This window comes from Staphylococcus saccharolyticus (assembly GCF_900458815.1).
Taxonomy (GTDB): domain Bacteria; phylum Bacillota; class Bacilli; order Staphylococcales; family Staphylococcaceae; genus Staphylococcus; species Staphylococcus saccharolyticus.
Window position 1 is genome coordinate 865,833 of record NZ_UHDZ01000001.1, and the last position, 13,983, is coordinate 879,815.

Annotated in this window: 10 protein-coding genes and 4 pseudogenes; 8 read left to right on the forward strand and 6 right to left on the reverse strand. The window is 31.7% G+C overall.

Annotation, left to right across the window (positions count from 1 at the left end; translation table 11 throughout):
• Positions 1-35: 35 nt before the first annotated feature.
• From DYE57_RS04135 to DYE57_RS04150, 3 genes and pseudogenes are all read left to right on the forward strand, one after another.
• Positions 36-1,274: pseudogene (locus DYE57_RS04135) on the forward strand (ammonium transporter).
• A 135-nt stretch (positions 1,275-1,409) separates the two neighbouring features.
• Positions 1,410-2,363, forward strand: a pseudogene (locus DYE57_RS11815) (LacI family DNA-binding transcriptional regulator).
• Between the two features lie 265 nt (positions 2,364-2,628).
• Complete coding sequence (locus tag DYE57_RS04150) at positions 2,629-4,104, forward strand: sucrose-6-phosphate hydrolase (protein WP_115312975.1); 1,476 nt, start codon at positions 2,629-2,631, stop codon at positions 4,102-4,104.
• Positions 4,105-4,222: 118 nt separating this feature from the next.
• Here the strand turns inward: DYE57_RS04150 and agrA are convergent, their stop codons facing one another.
• The 4 genes from agrA to DYE57_RS04170 are packed head-to-tail and all read right to left on the reverse strand — an operon-like array spanning position 4,223 to position 6,980.
• Entirely contained in the window at positions 4,223-4,939 is a 717-nt protein-coding gene (gene agrA / locus DYE57_RS04155; RefSeq protein WP_115312976.1) for a quorum-sensing response regulator AgrA, read from the reverse strand.
• 16 nt (positions 4,940-4,955) lie between these two features.
• Positions 4,956-6,245 carry a quorum-sensing sensor histidine kinase AgrC gene (agrC, locus tag DYE57_RS04160; RefSeq protein WP_115312977.1) on the reverse strand — a complete coding sequence of 430 codons (1,290 nt, stop codon included), beginning with the start codon at positions 6,243-6,245 and terminating at the stop codon, positions 4,956-4,958.
• A 26-nt stretch (positions 6,246-6,271) separates the two neighbouring features.
• Positions 6,272-6,412 carry a cyclic lactone autoinducer peptide AgrD gene (agrD, locus tag DYE57_RS04165; RefSeq protein WP_115312978.1) on the reverse strand — a complete coding sequence of 47 codons (141 nt, stop codon included), beginning with the start codon at positions 6,410-6,412 and terminating at the stop codon, positions 6,272-6,274.
• Positions 6,396-6,980 carry an accessory gene regulator AgrB gene (locus DYE57_RS04170; protein WP_115312979.1) on the reverse strand — a complete coding sequence of 195 codons (585 nt, stop codon included), beginning with the start codon at positions 6,978-6,980 and terminating at the stop codon, positions 6,396-6,398. The genes agrD and DYE57_RS04170 overlap by 17 nt, the downstream gene beginning before the upstream one ends.
• Before the next feature lie 312 nt (positions 6,981-7,292).
• Here DYE57_RS04170 and hld point away from each other — a divergent pair, with 312 nt between their 5' ends.
• Positions 7,293-7,373 (forward strand): delta-hemolysin, encoded by an 81-nt coding sequence (hld, locus tag DYE57_RS04175; RefSeq protein WP_115312980.1) that lies wholly within the window; start codon positions 7,293-7,295, stop codon positions 7,371-7,373.
• Positions 7,374-7,747: 374 nt separating this feature from the next.
• Here hld and DYE57_RS04180 read toward each other — a convergent pair.
• Positions 7,748-8,532: pseudogene (locus DYE57_RS04180) on the reverse strand (carbon-nitrogen family hydrolase).
• Positions 8,533-8,847: 315 nt separating this feature from the next.
• Here DYE57_RS04180 and DYE57_RS04185 point away from each other — a divergent pair.
• A complete protein-coding gene (locus DYE57_RS04185) occupies positions 8,848-10,278 on the forward strand; it encodes an SdrH family protein (protein WP_115312981.1) in 1,431 nt (476 codons plus the stop codon).
• Positions 10,279-10,334: 56 nt separating this feature from the next.
• Here the strand turns inward: DYE57_RS04185 and mroQ are convergent, their stop codons facing one another.
• Positions 10,335-11,078, reverse strand: coding sequence for an intramembrane glutamic endopeptidase MroQ (gene mroQ / locus DYE57_RS04190; RefSeq protein ID WP_115312982.1), 744 nt, complete (start codon positions 11,076-11,078; stop codon positions 10,335-10,337).
• A gap of 178 nt (positions 11,079-11,256) precedes the next feature.
• On the opposite strand from mroQ, the gene groES reads away from it, so the two are divergent.
• The 3 genes and pseudogenes from groES to DYE57_RS04205 form a co-directional block, all read left to right on the forward strand.
• Entirely contained in the window at positions 11,257-11,541 is a 285-nt protein-coding gene (groES, locus tag DYE57_RS04195) for a co-chaperone GroES (RefSeq protein ID WP_115312983.1), read from the forward strand.
• Between the two features lie 61 nt (positions 11,542-11,602).
• Complete coding sequence (gene groL, locus DYE57_RS04200; protein ID WP_115312984.1) at positions 11,603-13,222, forward strand: chaperonin GroEL; 1,620 nt, start codon at positions 11,603-11,605, stop codon at positions 13,220-13,222.
• Between the two features lie 224 nt (positions 13,223-13,446).
• Positions 13,447-13,830: pseudogene (locus DYE57_RS04205) on the forward strand (hypothetical protein); the annotation flags it as partial.
• Positions 13,831-13,983 lie beyond the last annotated feature (153 nt).

A 13,983-nucleotide genomic window follows, 5' to 3' on the forward strand; every position in this document is an offset into this window, starting at 1 on the left:
CACTCATTATGATGTTGATAAAGGAAGTGGTAAGAATGAATATGGATGATACAATATTTCTATTTCTATGTACATTATTAGTTTGGTTAATGACTCCAGGATTAAGTTTATTTTATGGAGGACTTGTCCAATCAAAAAATGCTTTAGATACAGTTATGCAAAGTATGACTGCTATCGTTATCGTCACTTTTGTATGGATGGTCATTGGCTTTTCAATCAGCTTCGATGAGGGAAATGATTGGTTAGGTGTTTTGAAATTTTTAGGTTTAAACCACGTAGGCTTTGCAACGTCTAAAGTGTTAAGTCCTCACGTTCCCTTAGCACAATTTATGTTATTCCAAATGATGTTCTGTACGATAGCCATCTCTATTTTATCAGGTTCTATAGCTGAAAAAATGAGATTTATACCGTATGTTATTTTTGTAGGATTATGGGTTGTGCTCATTTATAGTCCAGTTGCTCACTGGGTTTGGGGTGTGGATAGATTATTAAATTAGGTGCCATTGATTATGCTGGAGGTACAGTGATCCATATTACATCCGGTGTATCTGGATTGATTTTAGGTATAGTGATAGGGGTTGGTAAGAAACAAGAGAAATAACCTACTCATCACGCTAATAGGTGGTATTTTAGTATGGTTAGGATGGTATGGTTTCAATGTTGGTAGTGCATTCACATTCGATCAAATTGCCTTGGCATCTTTTGTCAATACTGTCATTGCTGCTAGTGCAGGCACATTTGGTTGGTTAATACTCGAATATGTACTTAAGAAAACAACAAGTCTTTTAGGGTTATTATCAGGTGCACTTTCTGGTCTCGTAGCAATTACGCCAGCTGCAGGATATGTCAGTTACCTTAGTACAACGTTGATTGCAATTATTGGTGGAATTGGTTGTTATATTGTGATTAACTTAATTAAGGTTAAATTGCAGTATAACGATGCTTTGGATGCATTTGGTATTCATGGTGTTGGTGGTGTACTTGGTGCAGTACTAACAGGAGTATTCCAATCACACCAAGTGAATGACGCTGTTGAAAATGGATTAATTTATACAGGAGACTTTAAAATTATACTTATTCAATTTACCGTTGCTATAGCAACAGTTATATTTAGCGCAATAGTTACATACATCATCGCTAGAATAATAAAAGTATTTACACCTTTAGCAACGACTAAAGAAGAAGATAAGACAGGTCTTGACGAGATTGTTCATGGCGAAAAAGCATATTTTTATGGTGAACTAAACAAGTTTAATCGCCATATGAAATTTTAAAATTTATGATTATATTAAGTGACTCATCTATCTTATCAATTTACATGTACTAAACTTATGATAATTATTTAAAGCGATTACACTTATGATAAAATAAGTATAAGTTATTGATATCATGATAGGTGAGTTTTTTATATGAAAAATATTTCCGATATTGCAAAATTAGCAGGTGTTTCAAAAAGTACTGTTTCAAGATTTTTAAACAATGGTTCAGTGAGTCATAACACAAAAGAAAAATTAACAAAAGTTATTGAGGATACTAACTATCAGCCAAATCAATTTGCGCAAAGTTTACGTGCTCGACGTACTCATTTAATAGGTGCGATTATTCCACGTATGAATTCTTATGCGGTTGATGAAACAATTAAAGGGTTAATACATCAGTGCCAACATCCATAATTATCAGTTAATGCTTAACTATACAGGTTTGGAAATGTATGCTGAAATCACTGCTTTAGAAACTTTATCACGAAGTAAAGTTGATGGTATCGTATTGATGGCTACAAATATAACTTCACAACATATTGAAGTGATTGAAAAAATAAATGTTTCTGTTATTATTGTTGGTCAAGAACATCATCAATTACATAGTATTTTTCATGATGATTATGAAGCTGGATATGAAATAGGTACACAAGTTGGAGAAAAAGGGTATCGAAATATTCAGTTCTTTAGTGTAAGTGAGAAGGATGTTGCTGTTGGTGTTCATCGTAAGCAAGGCTTTGTAGATGCACTTAAAAATTATGAAGTTCGACCACAAATTACAAAACATCTTTTAAATATGACAAGGCTATGAAACATGTTGAAAGGCAGTTAAGTAAGTTACATAAAGTTGACGCGTTAGTAGGTGCCACTGATGCAATTGCTTTTGCAATTCACAAATATTGCTCAGATCACCCACAATGCTTTAAGACTAAAGAAATTTATGGTTTTGGTGGAGATCCTATGACTCAAATTGTAACACCTGCAATTCATACGGTGCATTTTAATTACTTTGAAGCGGGTGAACAAGCATTCAAAGTAATTAACCAATTGCTTAATGATAAACAGACGGAGCTTAATATAAAAATTCCTGTCGTAACGAATTGATGTTATTAAGGAATTTTATTTTTTGAAAATTTGGAACCGATACCAATTAAAATGATAATCTAAATATAAAATAATCGCGATAGCATTTTGAAAAGTTAAATACTAAGAAGAAGTATTGGAATTTATTTTTACAAATATCAAAACTTAATTAAATTTAACTGCATATCTTTATCGAAATTGTTTGAAACATCATCATTAATCACGTGTGATATGTTAAAATGATTAAGTTCAGAATACAGAATTAGTCGAGAGCAGGAGGGAGAACATGGCAGAATGGACTCGTGAAGAGAGATATCAACGCATAGAGGACGCTGATGAAAATACTCTTGAACAACTTAAACAACAAGTTGAGGCTTCTCCATATAGACAAACATTTCATATTCAACCTGAAACAGGTTTACTCAATGATCCTAATGGACTTATATATTTTGATGGAAGTTATTATGTGTCACATCAATGGTTTCCATTAGGGGCTGTGCATGGTTTAAAATATTGGTTTAATTATAAAAGTGAGGATTTAGTACATTTTGAACCTCAAGGTCCTATTCTTGAACCAGATACAAAATATGATAGCCACGGCGTGTACAGTGGAAGTGCATTTGAATATCAAGGACATTTATATTATATGTATACAGGAAATCACCGTGACCAACATTGGCATCGTTTCTCTACTCAAATGATTGCTCGAATGAAAGACGATGGCACCATTGAAAAGTTTCCAAAACCAGTTATTCAAGCCCAGCCAGCTGGATATACCAGTCACTTTAAAGATCCTAAAGTATTTAAAAAGAATGGACAATTGTGCGCTATACTAGGTGCGCAAACAGATACTGAATTTGGTCGATTATTATTGTATAGTAGTAAAGACATTGTAAATTGGCACTTTGAAGGTGAAATAAAAACGCAACTAACAGAGTTCGGATATATGTGGGAGTGTCCAGATTACTTTGAAATTGATAGACATGATGTTATTCTATTCTGTCCTCAAGGCATTCAAGCTGAGAATGAAAGATATAGAAATATCTATCAATCTGGTTATATGATTGGACATTTGGATATTGAAAATATGATTTTTGACCATCAATCTTTTCAAGAATTAGATGATGGATTTGATTTTTACGCTCCACAAACTTTTACAGATAAAAATGGTAAACGCATACTAATTGGCTGGATGGGATTACCGGAAATGAATTATCCAACAGATTCCGAAGGTTGGGCACATTGTTTAACTATTCCACGAGAGTTAACTATAGAAAAAGATAAATTAAAGCAACGTCCGCTCAAAAATTTAGAATTATTGAGAACAAATAAAGAAACAGCTTTAGGATATGCTAATAAGTTTAATCGTAAATTACATCCATATGAAGGAAAGCAATATGAGATGATTATTGATATTTTAGACAATGATGCGACAGAAGTTTACTTTGAATTACGCAGTTCTAAAACTGAATCAACACTTGTAACTTACAATCAACGAAATAATAAAATTACATTAGACCGTTCAGATAGTGGTTTACTGCCTTCTAATTGCACAGATACTACTCGATCAACAACGTTAGATACACCTTTGAAACAATTACAGATTTTTGTTGATACATCTAGTATAGAAATTTTTTGCAATGATGGTGAACGTGTTTTAACATCACGTATTTTCCCAAGTAAAGATGCAACAGGAATCAAAGTTTCAACAGAGTCTGGTCAAGTCTATTTAAAATTTACTAAATATGATTTGAAAGTATAATGTCTGTACAGTTATTTGAGAATGAAAAATGTTAAGTATAAGGATAATTTAATTTTCAAAAACATAAAATAACCCAGTTTACACATACAATTAGGTGTAAGCTGGGTTTTGATGTGTATTAAATTTTTTTAACATTACGTACGGACGCGAAACAATGTTCTCCATTTTTAAAATAAACGATACGTTCTTTAGAATCAATAGACTCGATATTATGTCTATTAACTACAAAGCTGTTATGACATCTAAAGAAGCGATTATCAAGTTGTGCCAATTCTTTTAAATTTCCGTAAAACTCAATTTGACGATTATCAAGATGTGAAATCAGACGATGTGACTTTGTAGATGATTCAAAAAACATGATATCGTCATATTGTACATATACCGAATTGCTACCACGTTTCAACTCAATGGTGTCTATATTACTTTCTTTAGATAGTAATTTTAAACGTGTATGTGCTGTTTCAAGACAATCAATAATTCTCATTTTAAGTTCTGATGGATCATCTTTAAAAATAAAGTCCATTGCAGCGACTTTATATACAAACGTTAAATAAGTGAGTTCACTATGACTTGTCACAAATATAATATTGCCTACAGGATCATGTTTACGAATTTCGCTGGCAAGTTTAATACCATTCATATCAGCTTCTAATTGAATATCAAGGAAATAACAACCGATGTCATTCATTTCTTTGGATTGTTTTAGAACCTCATAAGGATCATTAGTTGCGAGAGTCAATTCCATAGGTTTTTCTTCAATCATAATATAGTTTTTTATAATTGAAACAATGTTCTCTCTTTGTCTTGGATCATCTTCGCAAACGAATATTTTCATCTCTATTTCCACATCCTTACGATTCTTTATTTATAATTTCTACTTTTTGAACAAAGAAACCATTTTCAATGATGGTATCTAATAAAACATTTTCGTTTTCATCAGTAAGTTCTTTTAAAGTTGATAAACCTAAACCACGGTTGTCACCTTTTGTTGAGAAACCTTGTTCAAATAATTCGTGTATCTTAGGAATATTATCGCTACATTTATTCATTACAATAAATGTAACAGATACATCATTATCAATAAAAGCAATACGGATTAGTGGGTCTTCTAGGTTTTCTGAAGCCTCTATTGCATTATCCAATATGATACCAATGATACGACTAAGTTCAATGGTGTTCATATCGATTCGATCGACTTCGTCTGGAACCTCTATACTAATCGGAATTTTCTTTTCTTGTGCTTGAAGAATCTTAGTTGTAATCAAACCTTTAATTTCTCTAACCTTGAGTTTTTCAATACCATTCATTTTAATAGAACGTGTTTTTAAATTGTCTTTCATTGGAACGATGTGTTCATTAAAGTATTCACGTAATCCAGGCATATCATCCTCGCGAATATAATCAGAAAGGGTAGTGAGGATATTCACATAGTCATGACGGAACTTACGCATCTCGTTATTAATACTTTCTATGCGAAGCGTGTATTCATAGTAAGCCTCGATTTCCTTTACGTTACGTTTATACCTCATTTCACGAAGAGTAAAATTGGACATCACGAGAATCACTACACTTAAAAAAACCATGATTGCCAACAATAAGATAGCGTATAATTTAAGTGTGTCATTACCTCGCATATCTGTTTGAGAAACCATATAAAGTAAAATAAAAGATATAAAAAGCACTATTGTTATTATTAATAAGTATCTTTTATTAAGTGACAAATATGATACTTTCAATTTATAAAATAATAGTTGAGTTAAATAAGCAATGATTAGAGCTATGACTACAAAGCAACTAAAATCTATCAACTGTAAAGCAAATTTAAAAGGAATATAATCTTGTATTGTTAAATATATGTATACAGTTATAAAATTAGTTATATATAAAATCATAGTAGTAAATAAAACAACTAATATCGAATAAAGTTTAATTTTGGTATAAAAGAAAATGGTAATAGCTATGACTAAGACGATTAATGCTTTACTTTGCCAAAGATAATACATGATAGCAGAAGGGATTACAATCGTCAAAACGATTAAGTAATCCCTAAAATTAAATTTCATATTAATAATAACTTTAGTAACCCAAATCATTAAAAAAGTTTGTAGGGCTGCAAACGGAAATAAATTAATATCATCCATATTTTACACACTTTCTGACAATAAGTTTACTCGTAAAGTTTAGACAGTTCCTCTGGCACTTCTGGTTCGTCGAAGTAAGAAGAGCATACACTATCTCCAGCTACAGTGCCAATAAACTCCAAGATAGTAGTGAAAATTTTTAAAAATAAATTAAAAATGTTTTCCATAATCAATATCCTCCTTAGGGAAAAAAATGGGTAGTAATGTTAAAGATTCTAAAATTCCACCGAATAAAATAAGTTTATTCACTGGTTCTTTTGTTATAAAAGAAATAACTAAGATAGCACAATATAAATTAATGGAGAGTATTTTTTTTTGCTTTACAAGTCGCTTAGGTATAGGTTGTTTCTTTGTTGCTGCAGGTGCGTATACAATGATAATAATTAGACCGACTAATGCCAAAGACAACAGTAAGAAATAGTTAATATCTAACTTTATTATTAAATATGGGAATATAATAAAGAGAATTATACTCTGAATATGACATAATAGTGATGATTTAGCGTGTGTACCGTGTGCATGTCTTCTAATTAAAAAATAACTTAAATGAGTTAAAAGAGTGTAAAAAAAAGTATGGAAGATTGTTGCTAGTCCATACACAACAATAGACTTTTCAATATTTATTGCTAGTACCTGCATTCCCAAACGAATTTTTAAAAACTGTATGCGATCTAAGTTGTTTTTACGTTGTAAAAATTGAGCAAATTGTTCAATTTTATTATCGATTAATTTCACTTGTTTACTACTCTCCTCACAGCCATTATACAATTTTGTGCAACATATATCAGAAGATATGCCTAACTGTTAAGAATCTATACCTAAGTGTTTAAATTTAGTTCTATTAGATATTTTAACATATTTAGTTATACAGTTACGTATAAATTTTTGCGAGTTAAGAAAAAATCGCATGATTATGTAAGAAGCATGTTTTAATGGAATCATGTCACAGAGATGTGATGGAAAGATAGTTGAGAATTTGCTTAATCTAGCAGAATGATTTTTACATCATTCAAATCATTATCTAAATTCGAAAGGAGTGAAGTAACAATGGCAGCTGATATCATTTCAACAATCGGTGATTTAATCAAATGGATTATCGATACAGTAAAAAAATTCAAAAAAAATTAATTTTGAATTAAGTCTATTGTAACTTTGTTTTCTTCGTATAATTTAATTGATTAGTGAGTTTTTAAGCCATCCCAACTTAATTATTTACTAAATCTTTATTAGCAAGTGAGAAGCATTTGCTAAAGCTGTAGTTTCCTTGGACTCAGTGTTACGTATTATTCTTAGCTACCTTTAATTAGGTAATTATTTCTAGCATGTAAGCTATCGTAAACAACATTCAATTTATCATTAATAAATAGATAAATTCACTAAAATTTTTTCATAATTAATAACATCCCCAAAAAATAGATTGAAAAAATAACTGTAAAAACATTCCCTTAATAATAAGTTATCAAGCCGTGAGTCCCTCCCAAGCTCACGGCTTTATTTTATGGCTATTTGTATAAATGAGGTTTTAGATTTTTGAATACGGGAATGGCTTCTCTTTGTTTATTCACTAAAGCTAAATCTATATTAACTGTTAGTACTTCTTCATTATTTCCCAATTGTTTAACAATTTCTCCATTAGGATTAATAACGATTGAGTGACTAGCATACTCAGTATTTCCGTCATTTCCACAACTATTAGTACCAACAACAAAAATATCATTTTTTATTGCTCTTGCTTTAAGTAAGGATATCCAATGATTGACTCTTGCACTTGGCCATTGAGCAACGTAAAAAACAATTTTAGCACCAGTTTTAGCTGGATATCTTAATAGTTCAGGAAATCTTAAATCGTAACAAATAATTTGAGTAGCTAAAGTACCATCAGATAATGTGAAAGGCTTAGGCACCTCATTACCATCTTCTAAAAACTCATACTCTCTTAACATTGGAACGAGATGAACTTTATCATACTCATTGATTAATTCGCCATATTTATTTACTGAAAATGCAGTATTGTAGACTTTATCATTTTTTTATTAGACACTGAACCTTCAATAATGTCTACATCATATTATTTCGCGAGATGAGATATAAACGGAAAACTTCTCTCTAAATGATTATCAGATTTGTAATCTAATTCTTCTAAAGCATAACCATTATTCCACATTTCAGGGAGAACAACTACATTTGTATCAATATCTACATGATTTTTAAACCAAGTGTTAATTTTTTTCTCATTTACTTCACTATTACCATATTGTATATCCATCTGAAAAAGTTGAATTTTCATTCTTACCACTCCTCATCTCAGTTTAGTTATAAGATACTAAAGTTAATTATTTAACGCAAAAGGTTATCGTAATCTTAAATGATATTTTTAATAATAAAACGAAGCATTTGTAGTCTAATTACTTCATTATATGTAGTTTCTTTGTTATGTTTAGTTAAAATAGAGATATTTAATACTTTTCAAAATAGACAAAAGATTACTATATAGTTTCAACTATATTAATATTCATTTTCAAAAAACTTATTTAAATGCAAAAGTCTGCTATTTTATATATACTTAAGATGATGAAAGATTATACAAGGGAGGTGTTGACTTATGAAAAAAAATAACATAAAACATTCATTTGTGTCGACAGGATTCGCATTTATGTTAAGTACTTCTGTGTTTAGTCATCATGTTGCGCACGCTGAAAGTAGTGAGAATGTAAATCAGTATGATTTAGACAAAGAATTGGATAGTGTCCGGACGACCAATAACAGTACATACAGTCAACAACCTCAAGTCGACTCAAATCATTTAAATGCTGATGCAGATAATAATGGTAATGTAAATAGAAACTCTGATAATAATTCTGAGTCAAATGGTGATTCAACTTCTGACAACAATTCAACGTCTGAGAGTGACGCAGATGCAGATAGTGATTCAGACAGTAATTCTGATTCAGACAGTAATTCTGATTCAGACAGTGATTCTGATTCAGACAGTGATTCTGATTCAGACAGTGATTCTGATTCAGACAGTGATTCTGATTCAGACAGTGATTCTGATTCAGACAGTGATTCTGATTCAGATAGTAATTCTGATTCAGATAGTAATTCTGATGGTGGATCTCACTCAGATGGTCATTCTGGTTCCGGACATGGGGGCGCATCACATACACATCCATCTGATGGAAAGAATCATAATACAACTGGTAATTCAAATCATAGTGGTTCAACTAATCATACAGGAAATCACCAACCTAATGGCCATGGTTCGAATCAATCTGGAAATAACCATAATCAGGGAAATTATGGTACTTCAACGCCAGGTGATTTTGATAATGGAGGTCATCTAGACAATAGTAGAGCACCATATAAAAAGGATAAAAACGATAGTATTAATTCAGCGTCTAGCTTTTCACCAATTCAGCGTCACTCAGCCCATTATGACCATAGTCAATTTATTTGGAATAGAAGTGGTTCAGCTGTGACCCATTATTCTAATAAAAATATAGGGGATGACTCTGTCACTAATACATTGTTAAATAGATTTAAAGCACTCGCAAATGGTGCTTATAAATATAATCCATTTTTGATTAATCAAGTTAAAAACTTAACTACTGAAAATGGAGAAATTACTGATAGTGATTTATATAGTCTATTTAGAAAGCAAAATTTTAGTGGTAATGAATATTTAAATTCGTTACAAAAAGGTACAAATTATTTTAGATTTCAATACTTTAATCCGTTAAATGCCAGTAAATACTATGAAAATCTTGATGAACAAGTACTTGCTTTAATTACTGGTGAAATAGGATCAATGCCAGATCTTAAAAAAACTACAGATAAAGAAGATAACAATCATAGTGCATTTAAAAATCACTGCGCAGATGAAATTACAACTAATAATAATCAACAATCTAAGGATTATGGAAAAGGTAAAACATATAATCACTCATTGATTTCATTAATTAGTGCAATTATAATTATATTTGCAGGCGTAGTAGGAATGTTTATTTATAAAAGAAATAAAGATAAACAATAGCTAATAAAGCATCTAACCATGTACGTTTTACAATATTATACACGGTTAGATGCTTTTTAATTGAAAATTAAATGTAGAATAAAGTTAGCATGTTCTTGAATCTTTTTAATAGCGTCTTCGCCTAATACTTGTATCAAAACAACCAAACCATTTTGTAACATGTGTATACCAATTGGAACAGCAATTCTTTTAGTAAATACATAAGCTAATGAGAATACCATACCCATACCAAAATAAATAGGTATAAATTTAAAATCATTGTGAGCTAAAGCAAACACAAGTGAGCTAACAATTGACGCAATTAGGAAGCTTACTACACGAGGACCTTTAATCACATTATATAACTCACCAAAGAACACTTTACGGAATACATATTCTTCTAAGATTGGACCAACAATTGAAATTAATATAATAAATACTGGCATTTGTTTAGCTATTGCCATCAAACGTTCTGTATTAGGACTATTTTGAGGTGCACCAGTAGTTAAATTGTAAATAATGCTTACGATTGCTTGATAAACCATGACAATACAAAATCCTAGTAACGCCCAAGTTATGATGTATCTCTTGGGTTCTTTATGACCTGATTCTAATTTAGTAGGATTTTTAATCTTTAAATTAATTAATATAATCAAAAAAGCTGCTAAGATAAATAAGAAAACTTGCATGTATATAAATATTTTAGCAGTTTCCATCTTAGACATATCACCAAGTATGTGACTACGGATAATAAAACCTGGTAACATTTGTGCTAAGCCGTATAAAAGTACGGTTAATAGGGATGCCCATAACCTCTTCATAACTTACCTCCATCTATTTCTAAGTATAGTTTATTTTATCGTAAATTTTTAAGATGTACAAAATAAATTTAACGACGTTTTTACTTGAAAAATTGACCAACTTTGAGTAATATAAAAAACAGGTTAGCACTCTTTTATGTAAAGTGCTAAATTACATGTGAATGAAGGAGGAACAATCATGCTTAAACCATTAGGAAATCGTGTGATTATTGAAAAGAAAGAGCAGGAACAAACAACTAAAAGCGGTATCGTTTTAACAGATAGTGCTAAAGAAAAATCAAATGAAGGTGTAATCGTTGCAATAGGGCAAGGTCGCTTACTAGACAATGGTTCACGAGTTGCTCCTGAAGTTAGTGAAGGTGACACAGTTGTATTCCAACAATACGCGGGTACAGAAGTTAAACGTGGAGACGACACTTACTTAATTTTAAATGAAGACGATATACTAGCAATTATTGAATGATTCAAAATAAATTTTAACAATAAAACTAAAAATAATTTTACAATTGGAGGCATTTCAAACTATGGCAAAAGATCTTAAATTTTCAGAAGATGCGCGTCAAGCAATGTTACGTGGAGTTGATAAATTAGCTAATGCAGTTAAAGTAACTATTGGCCCTAAAGGACGTAATGTAGTGTTAGATAAAGACTATACGACACCTTTAATTACAAATGATGGTGTGACAATTGCTAAAGAGATTGAATTAGAAGATCCATACGAAAATATGGGCGCTAAACTTGTTCAAGAAGTAGCAAATAAAACAAATGAAATTGCTGGGGACGGAACTACAACAGCTACTGTATTAGCACAATCTATGATACAAGAAGGCTTAAAAAATGTCACAAGTGGTGCCAATCCTGTTGGCTTAAGACAAGGTATTGATCAGGCAGTTAAAGTTGCTGTCGAGGCGCTTCATGACATCTCTCAAAAAGTTGAAAATAAGAATGAAATCGCTCAAGTCGGTGCTATTTCTGCTGCAGACGAAGAAATTGGTCGCTACATTTCTGAAGCAATGGATAAAGTAGGTAATGATGGTGTGATTACAATTGAAGAATCAAATGGCTTCAATACTGAATTAGAAGTTGTTGAAGGTATGCAATTCGATCGTGGTTACCAATCTCCATATATGGTAACAGATTCAGATAAAATGATTGCCGAATTAGAACGCCCATACATTTTAGTGACTGATAAGAAAATTTCATCATTCCAAGACATTCTTCCTTTATTGGAGCAAGTGATACAATCTAGTCGACCAATTTTGATTGTCGCAGATGAGGTTGAAGGTGATGCATTAACTAATATTGTGTTGAACCGTATGCGTGGAACATTTACTGCTGTTGCAGTTAAAGCCCCTGGATTTGGTGATCGTCGTAAAGCGATGTTAGAAGATTTAGCTATTTTAACAGGTGCACAAGTAATTACTGATGATTTAGGTTTAGAGCTTAAAGATGCTTCGCTCGATATGTTAGGTTCAGCTAACAAAGTTGAAGTCACAAAAGATAACACAACAGTTGTTGATGGCGACGGTGATGAAAATAATATCGATGCTCGCGTAAGTCAAATTAAAGCTCAAATCGAAGAAACAGACTCTGATTTCGATAAAGAAAAATTACAAGAGCGTCTAGCTAAATTAGCCGGCGGTGTCGCTGTAATCAAAGTAGGTGCAGCAAGCGAAACAGAACTTAAAGATCGTAAATTACGTATTGAAGATGCACTTAACTCAACACGTGCAGCAGTTGAAGAAGGTATTGTTGCCGGTGGGGGTACAGCCTTAGTTAACATTTACAAAAAAGTTAGCGAAATTGAAGCTGAAGGTGATGTTGAAACAGGCGTTAATATCTTGTTACAAGCTTTACAAGCCCCTGTACGTCAAATCGCAGAAAATGCTGGATTAGAAGGATCAGTTATCGTAGAACGTTTAAAACATGCTGAAGCAGGTGTAGGATTTAATGCAGCTGCAAACGAGTGGGTAAATATGCTTGAAGCCGGTATTGTTGACCCAACAAAGGTAACTCGTTCAGCATTACAACATGCCGCAAGTGTAGCAGCCATGTTCTTAACTACTGAAGCTGTGGTTGCTAAAATTCCAGAACCTGATAACAACGATCAAGCAGGTATGGGTGGAATGCCAGGTATGATGTAATTAAGATAATATAGAAAATGATATAAAGGTAATATTTACTCCCCCTAAAGTTGAAAAAAGCTTTAGAGGGAGTTTTTATGTTCATTTATTTTTGAAAATAAAAATAAATTGTACAATTTAAGTAAAAATAATATATTATAAATAAATTTCCTGAAAAGGATATTGAAAGTAAATCAATTGGTTCGATTTATCAAAAGTGTTTTGAAAATTTTAAACTTATTTGAGAAGCATTTACTGAAGAAAACAAAGTGACTCAACCAGCTTCAACGCAAACATCACCTCAAAGTACTAATAAGAATAGTACACAGAATGAGCCAGTTGCTACAAGTACTGTTGTTGAAGCAGACAATGAAGAAGAGGAATATGATAGTTCTTTTGAAATACCTATTTTATATGTAACGGTATGGCTAGATGATCAAGGGAATATTATCAAAGATGCAGTAGAAGATGCTAAAACACCGGCATCAGGACGACAACCTGTTAAAATACCTGGTTATAGACATTACAGAACGTCAATTAGTGATGGTATAACAAAATTTTTGTATAAAAAAGTAGGAACATCAACAAATTCTACTGATGATGCAAACATAACTCATGTAACCGAAACCAAATGTTGACACTCAATCTAATAATCAACCTAATAAAGAAGAAGCAAAACAAGATACGATGAAAGTAGAGCCATCAAAACAACCGGAAACAAAAAAGAAGAAACGAAACAAAAAACGACAAAAGTAGAACCAACAAAACAACCGAAAGTAAAT